The following is a 17,879-nucleotide window of genomic DNA, read 5'->3' as shown; positions in this document are numbered from 1 at the left end:
CCAAGACGTTATTGGCTAAACCTGCCCCTACAAAGGATCGTGACCCCTGAGATCAGGTGATCACCGTGGGTTTATCCATGCCTGTGAGCTCCCGAATGTTTGCCACTTCTTCTGCGATGTCGATGAGCGGCTTCAGCGCTACTTGTGGATCCAGGTCGTGCTTACTGGCATCAGGTTCGTAGCTTTCCAGGTAGACTCGCAGGGTAGCTCCCTGGGTGCCTGTGCCGGAAAGGCGGAACACGACGCGAGAGCCATCGGTGAAGACAATACGAACGCCCTGATTTTGGCTAACACTGTTATCGATCGGGTCGGTGTAGCTGAAGTCATCGGCGTAGTCTACGGTGTAGCTGCCGAGTTGCTGGCCTTTGAGGGTGGAGAGGGCATTGCGGAGGTTGGTGATGAGCGTGTTGGCGCGATCGCTGGCTACACCCTCATAGTCATGGCGTGAGTAGTAGTTGCGGCCATAGGTTTGCCAGTGCTGTTTGACAATGGCCTCCACCGATTCTTGACGCACTGCCAAAATATTCAGCCAGAACAACACTGCCCACAACCCGTCCTTCTCCCGCACGTGGTTGGAACCAGTACCGAAGCTTTCCTCGCCGCAGAGGGTAGCTTTTCCTGCATCCAGCAGGTTACCGAAAAACTTCCAGCCGGTTGGGGTTTCGTAGCAGTCAATGCCCAGTTGAGCGGCTACGCGATCGGCGGCGGCACTGGTGGGCATGGAGCGGGCTACCCCGGCGATGCCATCTTTATAGCCGGGAACCAGGGTGGCGTTAGCGGCCAGGATGGCAAGGCTATCGCTGGGAGTAACGAAGAAGTTCTTGCCCAGAACCATGTTGCGATCGCCGTCTCCGTCGGATGCCGCTCCAAAATCTGGTGCATTATCCCCAAATAGGATTTCGACCAGCTCATGAGCGTAGACCAGGTTGGGGTCAGGGTGACCGCCACCAAAATCCTCCAAGGGCACGCCGTTCATGACGGTGCCAGCAGGGGCACCCAGACGTTTCTCAAAAATGGCGTGGGCGTAGGGGCCTGTAACGGCGTGCATCGAATCAATGCACATCCGGAAATTACCGGCAGCAATGAATTCTTTGATGCGATCGAAGTCGAATAACGTTTCTAGCAACTCCTGATAATCCGCAACGGAGTCAATCACCTCAACGGTCATCTCGCCCAATTGAGTTTCACCCAAACGAGTCAGATCCACATCGGCAGCTTCGAGGATTTTGTATTCGCGAATCTCCTTACTGTGGGCGTAGATGGCATCGGTAATTTTTTCGGGAGCGGGGCCGCCGTTACCCGTGTTGTATTTAATACCGAAGTCGCCATCTGGGCCACCGGGGTTGTGGCTGGCAGACAGGATAATGCCTCCGAAGGCGCTGTATTTGCGGATGACGCAGGAGGTGGCCGGGGTAGAGAGAATGCCGTTTTGTCCTACTTTGACGCGCCCGAATCCGTTGGCAGCGGCCATTTTCAGGATGATCTGGATGGCTTCGCGATTATAGTAACGTCCGTCGCCGCCCACGACTAGGGTTTGCCCTGCAAATCCCTCCAGACTGTCAAAGATGGCCTGGACGAAATTTTCCAGATAATTGGATTCTTGGAAGGTCTGTACGGCTTTACGGAGGCCCGAGGTTCCGGGTTTCTGATCCGAGAATGGGGTCGTTGCGATAGTTTGGATAGTCATAGGATGGGGTAGCCCCGTCAAATGTGGGATTTAGATACTGGACAGAAGGGCGATCGCCCCCGACGGCGGTTTGTCGCGATCGCAACAGCCTCTGACACGCGCGTTATTCCTTTCGACAACTCTATAGAGCCATTTTGGGTACATCCCGTCAACTCCAATGGGACAGGCTTCGTGTAAATCTTATACAGCCAGGGCTTTCGCAAGTTGATGTCGCTTTTGGAGTTTTTTAGACAGCACTGTATTTACAGCATTTTTGTGGTGTGTGATGTGCAAAGCACATCACACACCACAAAAATGCGTAAGTCCTATCAAGAATCTAGTTGTTTTCTCGCCTCAATTTGGTCGTAGGTCATTTTGCCCTCGGGCATTTGAGCCAGCGCTGCGGTTAGTTGCGTGCCGTTTGGGTCATCGCCGAGCCGGTAAAGACTCATCGCGATACGTAATAGGAAAGAGCGGGCTTCTTGGGCTTGAGCGATCGCCCAAGCTTTATGGAACAGCGATCGCGCTTGCTCCTTGGCCTGGGTACCGTCGCGGGATAACAGAACCTCGCCCTTGAGGCGGTAGAGTTCGGCGATGTAAGCACCTTCGCCATAGGTTTGGACATCGTCCAACCCCTGGTCAATGGTTTCAAAGGCACCGTCTAAGTCTTCAGCGTCAAGCAAACTTTGAGTGAGGAGCATGGAGAAGAACCCGATGCCCAGACAGGCACCGCTGTCACGCAAGCCCGCGATCCCCTCCTTCATCATGGGCAGACCTGTATCGAAGTCACCCAGCCCCACTAGCGCGCGGCCCCAGAGAATGTTTCCAAGCACGATCCACAGGCCCAACTCCTTTTCCTTAGCCAGATTAAGCATGGCTCGGGCCACTTCGCGGGCCTGAGCGAATTCATGGCGGCAAATGTAGACCCAAGACACGGTTTGTAGCGCCTGGGCTACAGAAAAAGGGTGATCGAGATTGCGGGCTATAGCCAGCGCTTTTTTAGCGCGGGCCAGTGAGGAATCCGGGTAGCCGAGGATCCAATCCCCCCAAGAAATCCAGGTAGAGAAGGCAATGTAGGGGTCCATCCCAAAGCGGTGTACGCGATCCTTATGCGCATCGCCGCGCTCATAAATCTCGTCGAGGGTTGAACTCTTCGAGCGGGCTAGCTTGAGCTGACCTAACCAGAACAAAGTATTGCCAAGGGCTCCAGCGGCTTCCATCTTCAGTCCGTCGTCATCTGAGTTGTCAGCGATGGTGTTGCACTGCTCAGCGATATCGCGGCATGTCTCCAACGGCCCAACGAACAGGTAATAGCTCCACAGTCCCCGGAGAATCGTGTGCATATCCGGTATGTTACCGACATCCTGGCAGAGGGCACGCGCCCGCTCATACACAATACGCACCTGCTCTGACTGATACCCCTGGGTCATCACCAGCGGGTTGGCTTGTTTCATCCGAAGCTGCAACTCCAGGCTGTTGCGCTCCTTGCCCTCTTCCAGGCTGTTGAGCATCTCGATCGCCTGGGCGTAGCGTTGCTCGGCCTCCGTGTAGGCCGCGATTCGCATGGCGCGATCGCCCGCGAGTATGGCGTACTGAAGGGCTTTGCCGCTGTCCTCAGCTTGTTGATAATGGTGAGCCAGCACCGAGTAGTAGGGAGCCAGCTCTTTGGCATGGTGCTCCTCGTACCACATGGCCGTAGCACGGTGCAGCTCTCGCCGCTGCTTGTAGAGCAGCAGGTTGTAGGCTACATCCTGGGTAATAAGGTGCTTGAAGATGTACTCTGGCTCGGGGTCGTTTCTATACAGGGGAGTCATTTCGAGCTGCTCCAGCTCTCCCAGGACTGCCCCCAAATCTACATGCTCTGGCAGGATCGGGTGAATTTGACTCAGTGCTGAAATTGCGAACACCCGCCCAATGACGCTGGCAACCTTCAGAGCCATCTGGTGCTCAGGGTCAAGGCCATCGATACGCCCAAGCACGACCCCCTGAACCGTGTCGGGAAAGCCTAGATCATCCAGCTTAGATACTTCTTCGCGGAGGCGACAGGTTTTGTCGCTGATGTCGAGCAGCTTGGCTTCTCGGATCGCGTAGGTCAGTTCCTCTGCAAAGAAAGGGTTGCCTCTGCTCTTGCTATGGACGAAGCTCACTACCTCTGTCGGCACCTGGGTAACACCGAGACGCTGGGCAACGAGTGCTCCGGTATCATTCTGATCGAAGTCCTGAAGCCGAACGTGGGTTGTCTCCTCGCGGTCGAGCAACTGACGGAAGGTTGTCGCTTGAGGCCCAACTACAGCACGGGTTGCCACAACGACCAGCAGCGGATTTACGTCCTCAATGGCATCTTCAAGCAGCTGCCACGAAGCTGAGTCAAGCCAGTGGGCGTCTTCAATGAGAATGGTGGTCGGGGTGCGCTCAGCCGATGCTTTTAGCAAACTCAACACTAGAGCCCTGATAGCGGCGGCTCGAGCTGGCCCCTCCAGAGCAACGTCAGCTTCAGGAAACTCGAGCGGGAGGATGTCGTTGAGCAGCGAAACATCATCGGCGAGGGCAGGCCCAACCGCATTCAAGACCTGCTCACGGTGCATTTCCAGGGTCGCACCGCGCTCAAGGGCAAATAGGTGTGTCAAAATGCCACGCCAGCCGTGGTAAGGGACATTCTTTTCGACCGCATCCCCAACACCGCGCAACGTAACGACACCTTCCTCATCTGCCATCCGACAAAATTCTTGGGTCAGGCGTGACTTACCGACCCCTGCCTCGCCCTCAATGACGATTGTTTGCGTTCCTTTGCCCCAAGCCAGCATCTTCACGGCCTCTTTCAGCAGATTTCGCTCCTGGAGGCGACCGACGATGTCAGAAATTTGGGGGCGCTGGAGTTGCTCACGCAGGGGCACGTAGACGGAGACAGATTGATTCTTACCTTTGACCCGGATCGGCCCCTTCTTCTGATAAACAAACAACTCCCGAGTCGCTCGATGGGTATTGTCGCAGCAAAATATCGGAACCTGACTGTTTGGGTCGGCGATCGCAGCCTGCATCAACCTTACTGCCAGGTTGATAGATGCCCCAATCACCGTATATTCGCACCGCTGCTTATCACCTCCAACCACACCACAGAATGCTTTTCCTGTCGTTACCCCAATCGCGTGGCGAACGCCCAGCCTGTCGAGCTGCGCGTGAATATCAAGAGCTACCTGGACTCCACGGGTGGGATCGTCCTTATGGGCCAGGGGAGGCAGCCCCAACGCCGCAATGATATAGACGCCCTTCTCATCGACGCTGAGCTTGTTCAGCGTTCCTTCTCTGCGGTTCAGTGCCGTTTGAATGTCTTGGACAACGGTTTGAATCAACGACAGTTCTGCGTCGTCGTGGAAGCCTGCGAGGCTAATAAATAAGGTCGTCACCCTCCTCAGCTCGGACATATAAGCGGCCTGACCCGCTGCCGCTCTAGCCAATAGAACGCTGGGGATATACGCCCGTAATGCCTCGATATTCTGTGCTGGCGATCGCTCCATTAGCGAAGAGACTGCCACAAGCTCAGTGACAGCTTTGATAACTCGGGCATACCCTCCGGTCTTTGGCTCAAGCAGAAAATTGCTCTGAGCCAGCTCACTAGCTTCGGGCGACAAAATCACTTCGCCGCGTTGAGCGCGATCCTGAGCCAGACAGACCTGCTCTACAGCATCGCCGCGCACCATGTAGTGCCACTTGCGGTAAATGCCGCCGACGTGGAACACCGTGAGTGAACCGACCCCAACCCCAATACGCATGGAGATGGAGCGTCCTTCGGAGGCGGCAAAATCCGCCAGGACATGCTGAGCATCAATGGCACATTGGGTGGCGATCGCCACGACAGCGGAGCGATCGGCCCCATCTCGGATAGGCCAGAACGCGTAGAGCGCGTCTCCTGCAAAGTGCAAGACATCGCCCCCGCTACTGGCGATCAACCCCTCCAGGCGTTCAAAGATGCCGTTAAGGATGTGAGTGAGCACCTCGGCCCCTTCCGGCCCCTGCTCGGCAAGCCGCTCGGACAAAGCCGTGAACCCCGAGATGTCCGCCATCAACATCGCCCCCACCGGAGTGTCGCTGAACGCCTCTTCTAGAGAAGGCGAAGCATCCTGAAACCGGTCAATAATCAGGTTCGGGATGTAGCGGGTGATGTCATCAATCGGGTATGCCATTTTCATGTCAACGGTGGGTGTGTGTCATCGGGGCACCCTAGTATCTTGGGGCATCAGCTTGCTTACCCTTTGATGAGGTGAGTGTTAGAGGCTTGCCTCATCAAAGAGTAGGCAAACTGACGCCCAACTGAACTAGTCAGAAGCAAGCTGCACGGTTTTCTCCAACTCAAGCCTGAAACTTGACATAGCTTCCTGCATAGCCCAGGTCTTCCATCATCGCCTGCATTACCTTCAAAATGCCAGGGTCATCACGAAACGCGATGCGGTGGGCCTGGCTGGGGGCACCAATCGGTTGAGTCGCCTCGATGCCAATGGCATACAGTTCCCCGGCCTCTCCGGTTTGGATTTTTGCCGCTAGTTCCGAGTTGTCGAAGGTAGAGCCATCCAGACCCAGCCAGGCCAACATATCAGGGGCCATGATAACGGGCTGCGATAACTTACTAGAGTAGGCCAAGATGTTTTCGTTAACCATGTAAACGGTTACAATTTCCTCGCTACCGCTCACCTGCAAGGTCAGCGTCGCGTGATCGTGTCCTTGCTGAGTAGCAACGGCCATCTTCAGCGGCTTCATGGGTGCCCCGCCCAGTACCCGGCTCTTGAGGCCAGCGGTTTTCAAAGCTTGCTGCACATCCTGTAGATAGTTGCCTTGACTTTGCCGGATTGCGGCTCCTACGGCAATGGCATTGCTAAGACCTCCAGGAACGGCAAATTTCTTGAGTTCTGACCCTTTCATTAACCATGTGGCAATGGCACCGAGCAGCCCGTAGGCGGAGCTGCCAATGACCGCGATCGCATTAGTCTGAATCTGGCTGGTTGTACAGGCCTGAAAAACGGCAGATTGATACTGGGTTGGGTCGTTTGCATCGTTGGCGATCGCTGCCCCACCCCGCTGAATCAGCTCGTTTTGTAGCCCGAAGGTGGTTGCGGCGATGAGTGGCACTGCCCGCCCACAACCATCGGCATCGACCACGGGAACGCCCAGGTCACACGCCGCCAGAATGGGTGCGATGCTGTTGACCGCACCTATTTCACCTGGCACCACAAACGATACGCTGACGCCTGCCGATTTTTCCAGTGCTCTGATGCAGCGCTCTAACGAATTGAAGCTGGGGGATTTCAAATTGGCTGCGGCGATCGGCGATCCCAAATAGGCAGACATGACAACCCATTGGTCATCGCCGACCTGATCGACCCCGACCATGGGAATCACCTGGCTCGGATCAAGGGTTCCGAGCATATCCCGCCCCATACTTTTCGGACCACCGCCTCCCACTGAAAGAAAGGCGGCACCATCTAATAGGTCTTGAAGAGACTGATGATCCACCGTCAGCACGGCCTCGTTGCAGCTAATGGGCTTTAGAGGCCGCACCAAGGGCGTTCGAGGCTCCCGCGATTGAACTGGCAGCTCTTCGTAACGGTTCAAGCTGGTAGCGTGGTGCACGCTAAGGAACATGACGGTATCTCCATTGCAGTGAGAGGTTGTAGCAGCGACACGCCCCTAGTGTTCTATCAATTTTTAAGTGTCGGGCACCCAACACTTAAAAACTAATAAGAATTTTTTGACCGGTCTTTGACTCGTCAAAAAATTCTTAACGGAATACTAGGGTCTGTTTTAAGGGTTGTTTTTTCGTGTGCTTCGCGCACGAAAAAACAACCCTTCCAGCAAGTTTCAAAACTCGCCTTAGTGTCTGGGTTCATAGACAATTTTCGTATCGCTGAATTGAGAGGGAACTTCAGAGCGTTGGATATCCGCTCCTTCCGGATACGGTGTTAACCCCTGCTCATTGGTAAACAAGTTGGTCGGATCGTATTTTGTCTTAACGAACAGGAGTGAATTAAACACGTCACCCCAGTAGTTCCAGCGATAGTTGATATTATTCCGGTTTGGATAATTCTGGTATTTGTGCCCGTTAGAGTATTTTTGGAGCAGTGCGTTGAACCCTGTGAGCCATTCTTCCGCCTCTTTCTGGCCACTCTTGGGCCACTTGTCACTGAAGAACGAGTCTATGAAGAAATCGAAATCGACGTCGCGGTGAATGAAGGCGTTGGGGCGTTGGGGTGATGCTGCGGCTCCCCCATAGACCTCAAATGCACACAAGTTATAGAGGTTGGGTGTGGTCTTGAAATAGTCAATGATTTCGGTCCATTCGCTCGGTTCCAGGGTGCGCGCAATGTAGTTGCTCTGCTTGCTTTCAAAGACGGTTTCTAAATCTGGTGGGATCTCCCACCAATTGAGCAAGAAGTCGCTGAGGTTTTTGTATCGCGCCACCTGCTCCTGCAACAGGTTCGGCGTACCGATAGTCATCAAAGGGGCGATCAAGCCCTTGCCCTCCTCCCGTGGGCCTGCATACATTCCCATGAACAAGAACGAACAATCTTCCGCGCCGCGAATTCTGGAAAAGGCACATTGATACCCAAGTTTGGGCGTCAATCCAGTCTGCATATAGTTTCTCTGTAACTCCGGTAGCACCTGAGCGGCCTGATCAATGGGCCATTCAATCACAAACGCCCATAGATCGCTGAGCGGGGCCGTGCGATATTCCACCTCAAGGAGTATCCCCAGGGTGCCACCCGTGGCTCCTCGTATCGCCCAGTACAGGTCAGTGTTCTGAGTTTCATCGGCAACGACGATTTTGCCGTCAGCGAGCATCACTCGAACGCGTTCAACGACATCACAGTTCAAACCGAAGGTACGGGAAGTAAAGCCGTAGCCACCGCCCTGCATGTGACCGGCCACTCCTACCGTCGCGCATTCGCCACCCGGAATATGTAGCCCATAGAGATCTAGCTCAGCGTTGACCAATCCAAGGGTAGCGCCCGCCTGTACAACAGCGGTCGTCCGATCAGGAGATACGAACACCCCGTTGAGGTTGCTGATGTCGATCACCATACCATCGACTACAGAGTATCCGGTGTTGCTGTGTCCTCCTGAGCGAACAGCGAACGGCAGTTCATCCCGGTATTTCGTGACAAGCGCCAAGCATGCAGCAACATCTGATTCAGCCGCACAGTAAACGATGATGCAGGGATAGGGGAGATCGGGGACTAGGGAATGTCCTTTTCGATCTTGGGGGTATGTCGGATCGCCTGGAAGCACGATCGTGCCTTGTAAGGATTGCTGGAACGCTTTCAGTTCTTCATCGCTAAATGGAAGCCTGCAACGTTCAGCGTCTGGTAGTCTGGAGAGCGACTGATGCAACTGCTGTTGACGCAGGGCTAAATTCGCATTGGTGAGCATTGCCATGACTGCCTCTCCTCATCTCATATGTAGTTAGACCTTGGGTATGGAGGGCGTCCCCGCCTGTACCTAGCGATCGCTAATGCAGTTTAAGTCGACCTCAGGCAGGTTGACAATTATTTTTTATTGTGCAGTAGTTGAGCCGATCGCCAGATATGGCTAAGAAGTAGAAGCGCCTGTTGAGAATCCAGCATTTAATGTGTGCACGTACACTGGAATAAAGCCCAGTTAGATGTTTGTAAGGGAATGGCCCTCCGGGCCATTCCCTTACAAACATCTAACTGGTTTGGTTTTTAAACTGGTGTTACGTAGGCTGTGCATGGGAGGGTGAATGACTCGTTCAAAACAGTTGAAACTGGGGGCGTTTATGCGTCCGGTTAGCATCCATACGGGTGCCTGGCGTTATCCTGGGGCGTTGCCTGATGCCAACTTCAACTTTCCGGCGCTCAAACAATTCATTCAAAAACTGGAGCAGGGCAAGTTTGACGCCTTCTTTATGGCCGATCACTTGGCGGTTTTGAATATGCCCATTAACGCCCTGAAGCGGAGTCATACTGTGACTTCCTTTGAGCCGTTCACCCTGCTTTCCGCCCTGGCTGGCGTCACCGAACATATTGGGCTCGTCGCCACTGCTTCAACGACCTACGACCAGCCTTATCACGTTGCTCGCCGCTTTGCCTCGCTTGACCATATCAGTGGTGGCCGTGCGGGCTGGAATATTGTTACGACGTACAATCCAGACGCTGCGCTGAACTTTGGCCTGGAGGAGGAAATGGAACACGGTGAACGCTACAAGCGGGCTCGTGAATTTTATGATGTGGTGATAGGGCTTTGGGATTCCTTCGCCGATGATGCGTTTATCCGAGATGTGGAAGCAGGGATTTATTTCGATCCGGCAAAAATGCATATTCTCGATCACAAGGGAAAATATTTCTCGGTGCGGGGGCCCTTAAACATCGCCAGGCCGATTCAGGGCTATCCTGTAATTGTTCAGGCGGGTGCTTCGGAAGCGGGACGACAACTGGCCGCTGAAACGGCCGAGGTGATCTTTTCAGGCGTTAACACGCTAGAGGCTGGTAAGGCATTTTTTGCAGATGTTAAACGTCGTGCCCAGGCTGTTGGTCGTGATCCTGACAGCATCAAAATTTTGCCGGGTGTTCTGGTCGTGGTGGGCGAAACGGTCGAAGCTGCCCAGGCAAAGCAAGCTCACCTGGATAGTCGGATACACTACGACAGTGGGATTAGCAGTCTGAATCTGGCACTGGGCTATGATGTCTCCGGTTTTGACCCGGATGGGCCGTTGCCGGAAATTCCAGAGACAAATGGTAGCCAGACGGGGCGCGATCGCATCGTTGCCCTGGCCCAACGTGAAAATTTGACCATTCGCCAGCTGGCCCAACGAGCTGCCAGTTATGGTGGGCTGATTTTTGTTGGTACGCCCCAGACGATCGCCGATGACATGGAGCAATGGCTCATGGAAGAAGGATCGGATGGCTTTAATGTGATGTTTCCTTTTCTGCCGGAAGGGCTGAATGATTTTGTCGATCAGGTGATTCCAGAACTTCAGCGGCGTGGTATCTTTCGCAAAGACTACGAAGGAAAAACGCTGCGCGAAAACCTTGGCTTGCCACGCCCTGCCAACCGCTTCTTTGAGCAGTGACGTGAACACAACATCGGTTAGCGGAGAGGTGGATAAACCGCAACTCTTGGCTTAAACCTGCCTGCACGGGTTAATGGAATAACCCGTCTGTGAAGTTGAGTTTCGATTTAACAGCCAAAAATTTTGTTTGCCACAGCTGTTCTGCTGATTCCATTTTCCATCTACTAAGCCATCAATGTTGTGATTGGAATTTTGACTGTTTTATTGGCGGCATTTGTTCTGACATTACATAACATTGTCGTTCGAGTTCTATTCTCTCATCAGGTCTTTCTAGGGTTATTTTCATTGGGAGGCTATGTAGCCCCCACGTTTCATAACTCTTTTCTTTTGATGTTCATGCGGATGTTACTGGTTGTTCCCCTCATGGCATCCCTGGCACCCAAGTTGCATCCCAATGCCACGAAAGACATTCAGAAGCTATTTTTGCCGGATAGCCGGAAACTTCTGGCCCAAACGCTTGTTTGTGGTGTTCTGATGTTTGTTTATATTTCAATTCTGTATGTTGCGATCGGTTCCATTCCGGCTGGTATTGCTCTGACGCTGTTCAGCACGTATCCGGTATTTACCGCTTTGTTATCCTGGCGCTTCTTTGGCGATCGCCCCACCTTGTTCAAATGGGGAGTGGCTGGCATCATTCTGTTGGGTACCGTGCTGACCATTCCTCAATCGTCAGCCATGGCTGATGGGCCTCTGGTGGCGATCGGGGTGGTTGCCAGTATTAGTTCTGGGGTCATCTATGCGTTTTACTCCGTGCTGGCTCAGAAGGTTTTTGAGAAACTGCATCCGGTGTCGTTTACGTGGATGAGTTTTGCCATGACCTTGTTACTCTCAGGCCTGAGTCTGTTGGTTTATCCAGCGCATGATGGACAACTGGATTGGACTCCCCTGTGGATTGGTGGGTTGTTATCTGGATTATTCAGCTTTTCAGGCCACGTGATGCATAATCTTGGCATTCGGATGATTGGTGCAACGACTGCCTCCATGATTAACTCCAGTAGCCCAGCCATCACAACAATTCTGGCCTGGGCTGTGATTCATGAAACGCTCAATGTTGTTCAGATGATTGGAATTTTGGTCGTTACTGTAGGGATTGTGCTGCTCAGTAGTGAACGCGTATTAATGCGGCGATCGCAATCCTAAATACGGCCTGAGCCTGGTACACGACTTGAACCCTTCACGCTGAGTTAATTGAAATGGCTTATTCTCAGAAGAAAAAAACATCGGCCAAAGCAGACCAGATCAACGAGTCGGTCATTCGTGAAATGACGCGAGTGGCGTTGCAACATCAGTCGGTTAACTTAGCGCAAGGATTTCCAGATTTTGCCTGCCCTCCAGAGCTGAAGCAGGCGGCCTGTGACGCGATCACGCAGGATGTGAATCAGTATGCCATTACGTGGGGCGATCGCTTGTTTCGCCAGGCCGTTGCTGACAAAGTGCAATGGTATTTGGGCTTAACGATTGATCCCGAAAAGGAAATTACCGTGACCTGCGGTTCAACGGAAGCTATGGCGGCAACAATGCTGGCCCTGGTTGAGCCGGGAGATGAGGTGATTGTTTTTGAACCGTACTATGAAAACTACGGCCCTGATGCAATCCTGGCGGGCGCAACTCCCCGCTATGTCACCTTGCATCCACCTGACTGGACATTTGACGAGGCTGAGTTGAGACGGGCTTTTAGCAATCGCACCAAAGCCATTATCGTCAACACACCACACAATCCCACGGGCAAAGTTTTCAGCCGCGACGAGTTGACGCTGATTGCTGAACTTTGCCAGCAATGGGATGTATTAGCTTTTACTGACGAAATCTACGAACACATTCTGTACGACGGCACCGAACACATTGCTATTGCCACGTTGCCGGGAATGGGCGATCGCACCGTCACCATCAACGGATTATCTAAAACCTATAGCGTCACGGGATGGCGAGTGGGATACATTCTGGCTCCCGCTGAATTAACAAACGCGATTCGTAAAATCCATGATTTTTTGACGGTGGCGGCACCCTCTCCTCTACAACGGGCCGGAGTTGCAGCCATGAAACTTCCCCCCACGTATTACGAGAATTTAGCCACAACCTATCAAGCGAAGCGACGTTTCATCACACAGTTATTAGACGATATCAATGTGCCTTACTTTCAGCCGCAAGGCGCTTACTATGTGTTGGCGGATATTTCGCGGTTTGGCTACACGAACAGCGTTGAGTTTACCTATTATTTAATTCAGGAAATTGGTGTGGCTGCAATACCCGGTTCCAGTTTCTTTAGCCAACCGGAATTGGGACGATCGCTCATTCGCTTCTGCTTTAGCAAAACCCCTGAAACGTTAGAAGCCGCGAAAGAAAAGCTGTTGAAACTGAAACATTAACTCGACTGTATAGCAGAAATCAACCAATATTGGGTGGTCTGGGGTGCTTTGCATCCTACACCACCCAATATTGGTTTGGGTATTCGTATGAGCTAATAAAAATGCGATCGCAATCAATGAAATGCGATCGCATCTTCTCAAATCAAATTAGTACCAGAACCTGACAGCTCCACAATTCGCTGACAGTGGTTAATTTTTTGTGCTACACGCACAAAAAATTAACTCAAATTAAGCAACTGGAACTGGGGAGGTCTGTACCTTCACCGCCTCTGCCAGGGAGCGTAGCATCTCAGCCGTTGTCTCAAAGTCTACGCAGGCATCAGTAATGCTCTGGCCGTAGGTCAGTTGAGACAGATCGGCACAAATGGGTTGGTTGCCCGCCACTAAATGGCTTTCAACCATGACACCCATGACGGAGGAGGAACCCGCCCGAATCTGGTTGGCGATGTCTTGTAGAACAACGGCCTGGCGGGTGTAGTCTTTGTCAGAGTTGCCGTGGCTGCAATCGATCATCACTCGTTGATTCAACTTGTGGCGAGCCAGCTCTTTTGCCGCCTTTTCAACGGAAGCCGCGTCATAGTTGGGGCCGTTTTTGCCTCCGCGCAGAACAATATGGGTGTCGGGATTGCCCGTTGTGGTCACAATGCTGGCGAGGCCGTGGAAATTGATTCCCAGGAAGTGATGGGGGGAGCTAGCCGCTAGCATTGCGTTCACAGCCGCGTTAAGGCTACCATCTGTACCATTTTTGAAGCCGACGGGCATGGAGAGACCAGAAGCCATTTCTCGGTGGGTTTGGCTCTCGGTGGTGCGAGCCCCAATAGCTGTCCAGGAGATAACATCGGCCAGATATTGGGGGATGATGGGGTCAAGTAACTCTGTGGCGGCAGGCAGACCCAGTTGAGCCAGGTCGAGCAGCAATTTCCGGGCCAAACGTAGACCTGTGTTAATGTCGTAGCTGCCATCCAGATGGGGGTCGTTGATCAGCCCTTTCCAGCCAATATTGGTGCGAGGCTTCTCAAAATAGACTCGCATCACGATTTCCAGCTGATCAGACAGCTCAGTGCGGAGCTTGAGCAGCTTCTGACCATATTCGTAGGCCGCATGCACATCGTGGATAGAACAGGGACCAACGATCACCAGCAGACGTTGATCCTCCGCTTGCAGAATGTTGCGGATGCGATCGCGGGTATCCGCTACGAGAGTAGCCACGCCCTCTGTAATGGGAAGTTCCCGATGAATGAAGTCCGGGTTTAACAGAGGACAAGTTTCAACAACGTGCAGGTCGTGGGTTTGGCGCATTTGATTTGTAATTTTTTTAACAAAAAACCTGATATCTCCCCTTGGCAGCTTATCAGGTTTGTTTTCTACTCTGACTCTGACTTATAAACCCTCTCAACGACAACAAACTTTTTTGAAAAATTACACTAGATTGCACAAATCCTCATGGAAGGCACGTATCGCCATACTCTAGCTTCATAAGGATTTGAAATAGACCATTTTTTTAATCTTAGATTTTACGTGTATTCTTCATACACCAAATCTAGTGCTTCACAAAATAAACGTTAGGAGAGTAATGCGGCGTGCGAAGCATGCCGGGTCACCAAAGCTCTTGTTACCTCAATACTCCGGACAGTTTTTCTGAAACCTTTGATTTTGCGTGTGCAAAGCGCACGCAAAATCAAAGGTTTCAGAAAAACTGTCCAGACTAAATGTTGCCTGACGCTGGCTACAGTTCTGGATGCTGGTGGGGTGGACATCTTGCCAGACCCACTAAAAGGAGGGTGTTTTTAGGCTGAGTTATTTCTAATCTTTAGGGTATTCCCCTATTTGCCGATACCCTATGTACCTCGTGACCACCAAAGCCGAGCGTCTCCCGCGCGATCATCAAATTGTCATGGTGGATGGCACGGTGCCGGATTGGGAGGCGAAACCAGGCGATCTGCATTGGGATCATCACCGTTCAGGTGGGGCAGCTGTGCAGATGGACGAAATTCCAATGCCAGAAACGAAAACACTCATCGAAGAACGGGCAACAGACGCTTCTCCCTGTTTTGTCACCACCATGGTTGATCCGGATGCCTGTTGTGCAGCCGCCTGGGTACAGTTACCCCGTGAGGTGCTAACGCCCGAAACGATCGCCAGATTTAAAGCGATCGCCTGGGATTGCGACCATCTCACCGTCCCCGATGATCTGAAGCCCTATGCTGAGTTTGCGGCCAAGGCTGTGGTTGCCCTAAAGAACTCCAGTGAGGGTATTGCCTCTGATCTGGGGTTGCCCCATGAGCGGAAGGAATGGGAGGACGAACATTGGGAGGCGTATTCGTCGGAAGCCTTTCGGAGGGGAACGGAGTGGTTGATTGAGGCAGCGAAGGGCGATCGCCCCTACCCTGGTGAAAGCGGCGAGGCTGACGACTATTGGCAACAGATGGAAGCGGATACCCAGATGCTGATCGACGAAAACCGTATTCGCTTTATCACTACAGACCGAGGGGATGTTGCGGTTTGTGACCAAACCAGTACGAGCCATGGAATTGATCCGCGATCGTTTTACCAGGCTCTTCCCAGGCTGCATAACGCATCGACCAAGCTGCGTCCAGAAGCCATTACCATTCGGGATCACCGGACTGGTGGAACGCAATACACGCTCGGCAGCATTCCCTTGCATCCCAAACAGGACACCCTCGATTTCACCCAGGGAACCTTCGACCGACTCAGCCGGGCGGAGCAGGAAAAAGACCCCGAAGCAGGCTCTTGGGGTGGGCGTCGTACCGTTGGCGGTTCTCCCTGGAACACTCCTTCAAACCTCACGGTAGAGGAAATTGTTGCGTTGCTTGATGAGTAATCGATGGAATTTTGCACGCCGCATGGGGAAGAGTAGGGTGCAGCAGAATTGGCATGGCCCGATGAGCCGGGTGCCATAAAAATTCTTGAGAAAACCGGGCGTTGCATTCTTTCACCGATGCTTAATTGTGGTCTAACGCCTTGATTTAAGCACGCTCAAAAATTTCGATTGAGGCCCCTTTCCGGTTGTCGGAGTTGGGGGAATGGTCGTTTTTTAACACTTGACGACAAATATATGACGATAGACCGGGCTGGTAATAGCTTTGATACAGCCAGACGAGTGGCGTTGAATTCGCGATCGCAAACTTTCCGCGATTCCCTCAGTCACACTGACCGCAATGATTTCTACCGCTTTCGCTTGGCCCAGCACAGCAGTTTTCAAATGGCTCTGTCTGGCTTAAGGGCAGGGGCCAATGCGTTGCTGCTCAACCAGCGGGGGCAACGGGTGGCTACTGCCCAGCGTCCAGGTCGGCAAGCAGAGCAAATTCAACAGCAATTGGGGGCGGGTACCTACTACTTGCAAGTGTCTCGGGTGGACGGCAGCACCTCCTACAATCTGCGCATGTCGGCTGTGCCAGATTTGGCAGGCGATCGCCGGAACCAGGCTCGCTATCTGGGGCCGTTGGGGCGTCGGCAAGTGCGGGAGTCGATTGGGGGGAGCGATCGCCAGGATTGGTACCGTGTTCAGGTGAATACCCGTAGCCGTCTGTCACTGATGTTGCATCGCCCAACGGCTGACCTGGGCCTGCAACTGTTATGGAGCAACGGTGCTGTGCTCCATCAATGGCCAACGACGAATCACCTGGTGCAGCAAACAGTGGCTCCTGGCACCTATTTTGTGCGGGTAGCTCCGCGAAGTCCTCATGCCAGGGGCGCTTATCAGTTAGATCTAAGAGCGGCGGCTCTACCGACACCCTCCAAACTGCGGTTCAACTTTACCTATGGTGAAGGAGTGCCACCTTCATTTCGGAATGCTCTGGAGGAAGCGGGGCAGTTGTGGTCACAACGGTTGACGGATGATGTGCAGGTCAATATTCACTTCCAATTTGATAACGATGTGGCCGGTGGGGCTTCTACGCTGGTGCAGTATACCTATAGCCAGGTACGGCAGGCGTTGGTGAGCGATCGAACATCAGGGAGGGATGCGATCGCTCTGCAATCTCTCCCGAATAGCCCGGCTCTAAACTTGTTGATGAATTACACCAGCGACAACCCCAACGGCTCCGGCAGTGCTGAGCCCTATCTGGATAACGATGGGGATGCTAACAACCGACTCATCCGGATGACGACGGCTAACGCGAAGGCGTTGGGGTTAAACCTGGCTCAAGGAGTTCCAGCGGGTACCTTTGCAGGGGGTGACTCCCGCTACGATGCCGTGATGCTGATGCCCCAGTCGGGGCTGTCGGGCTATGCCTGGGATACGAATCGGAAGGATGGCATCGCCTCTGGTGCGGTGGATTTGGTTGGAATTTTGGCTCACGAAATTGGCCATATCCTTGGTTTTTCTAGTGGTATCGATGCCCTGGATCAGAGCAACACGCAGGCTGATGATCAGTGGACCTGGGTGAATACCCTCGACCTGTTCCGCTATTCCTCGGACAGTATGGCGGCAGGGGCAGGTGTGCGCGATTGGACGGTGGGTTCCCATGATGCCTTCTTTTCAATTAATGGAGGGACAACCCGCCTGAGCAGCTTTGGCACCGGAATTTACCACGGCAACAGCACTTTTCCGGGCCACTGGAATGATGACGCTTCCGGGATTATGTCGTCGACGCTGGCTCCTTTTCTGGGTCAGCCTGCCCCGATTTCTCAAACCGATATGACGGCTCTGGATGTAATTGGTTGGGATGCCAGAACAACTTAAGCGCTGCGCAATCTCCAACGCCTATAATCAATAAGGATATTCCGGCAGCGATGGTCTGCCTTA

11 protein-coding genes are annotated in these 17,879 nt (G+C 53.1%); 6 read left to right on the top strand and 5 right to left on the bottom strand.

The window, feature by feature from the left end; all coding sequences use genetic code 11:
- Positions 1-52: 52 nt before the first annotated feature.
- The gene (locus H6F91_RS15685; RefSeq protein ID WP_190772231.1) at positions 53-1,687 is read right to left on the bottom strand and encodes an alpha-D-glucose phosphate-specific phosphoglucomutase; all 1,635 of its coding nucleotides are present in this window, start codon (positions 1,685-1,687) and stop codon (positions 53-55) included.
- Between the two features lie 21 nt (positions 1,688-1,708).
- Between H6F91_RS15685 and H6F91_RS15680 the strand changes: the two genes are divergently transcribed.
- Entirely contained in the window at positions 1,709-1,864 is a 156-nt protein-coding gene (locus tag H6F91_RS15680; RefSeq protein ID WP_190772230.1) for a hypothetical protein, read from the top strand.
- 131 nt (positions 1,865-1,995) lie between these two features.
- Here H6F91_RS15680 and H6F91_RS15675 read toward each other — a convergent pair whose 3' ends face one another.
- The 3 genes from H6F91_RS15675 to H6F91_RS15665 all read right to left on the bottom strand — a co-directional run bounded on the left by H6F91_RS15675 (position 1,996) and on the right by H6F91_RS15665 (position 9,091).
- The gene (locus H6F91_RS15675) at positions 1,996-5,847 is read right to left on the bottom strand and encodes an adenylate/guanylate cyclase domain-containing protein (protein ID WP_190772229.1); all 3,852 of its coding nucleotides are present in this window, start codon (positions 5,845-5,847) and stop codon (positions 1,996-1,998) included.
- A 166-nt stretch (positions 5,848-6,013) separates the two neighbouring features.
- Complete coding sequence (locus H6F91_RS15670; protein ID WP_190772228.1) at positions 6,014-7,300, bottom strand: DUF917 family protein; 1,287 nt, start codon at positions 7,298-7,300, stop codon at positions 6,014-6,016.
- A gap of 228 nt (positions 7,301-7,528) precedes the next feature.
- Entirely contained in the window at positions 7,529-9,091 is a 1,563-nt protein-coding gene (locus tag H6F91_RS15665) for an FAD-binding oxidoreductase (RefSeq protein ID WP_190772227.1), read from the bottom strand.
- A gap of 325 nt (positions 9,092-9,416) precedes the next feature.
- Here H6F91_RS15665 and H6F91_RS15660 point away from each other — a divergent pair, with 325 nt between their 5' ends.
- The 3 genes from H6F91_RS15660 to H6F91_RS15650 all read left to right on the top strand — a co-directional run bounded on the left by H6F91_RS15660 (position 9,417) and on the right by H6F91_RS15650 (position 13,111).
- A complete protein-coding gene (locus H6F91_RS15660; RefSeq protein ID WP_190772226.1) occupies positions 9,417-10,745 on the top strand; it encodes an LLM class flavin-dependent oxidoreductase in 1,329 nt (442 codons plus the stop codon).
- Positions 10,746-10,925: 180 nt separating this feature from the next.
- Complete coding sequence (locus H6F91_RS15655; RefSeq protein WP_190789397.1) at positions 10,926-11,885, top strand: EamA family transporter; 960 nt, start codon at positions 10,926-10,928, stop codon at positions 11,883-11,885.
- 53 nt (positions 11,886-11,938) lie between these two features.
- On the top strand, positions 11,939-13,111 hold the full coding sequence (locus H6F91_RS15650) for an aminotransferase class I/II-fold pyridoxal phosphate-dependent enzyme (RefSeq protein WP_190772224.1): 1,173 nt from the start codon (positions 11,939-11,941) through the stop codon (positions 13,109-13,111).
- A 228-nt stretch (positions 13,112-13,339) separates the two neighbouring features.
- On the opposite strand, the gene H6F91_RS15645 is transcribed toward H6F91_RS15650, so the two are convergent.
- A complete protein-coding gene (locus H6F91_RS15645; protein WP_190772223.1) occupies positions 13,340-14,410 on the bottom strand; it encodes a 3-deoxy-7-phosphoheptulonate synthase in 1,071 nt (356 codons plus the stop codon).
- Positions 14,411-14,951: 541 nt separating this feature from the next.
- On the opposite strand from H6F91_RS15645, the gene H6F91_RS15640 reads away from it, so the two are divergent.
- Positions 14,952-15,953, top strand: a complete 1,002-nt coding sequence (locus tag H6F91_RS15640) for a hypothetical protein (protein ID WP_190772222.1) — start codon at positions 14,952-14,954, stop codon at positions 15,951-15,953.
- 234 nt (positions 15,954-16,187) lie between these two features.
- A complete protein-coding gene (locus H6F91_RS15635) occupies positions 16,188-17,816 on the top strand; it encodes an NF038122 family metalloprotease (RefSeq protein ID WP_190772221.1) in 1,629 nt (542 codons plus the stop codon).
- Positions 17,817-17,879 lie beyond the last annotated feature (63 nt).

The organism is Leptolyngbya sp. FACHB-8, from assembly GCF_014695575.1.
Classification (GTDB): Bacteria; Cyanobacteriota; Cyanobacteriia; order Elainellales; family Elainellaceae; genus Vacuolonema.
This window is presented reverse-complemented; position numbering and strand designations above follow the sequence as displayed.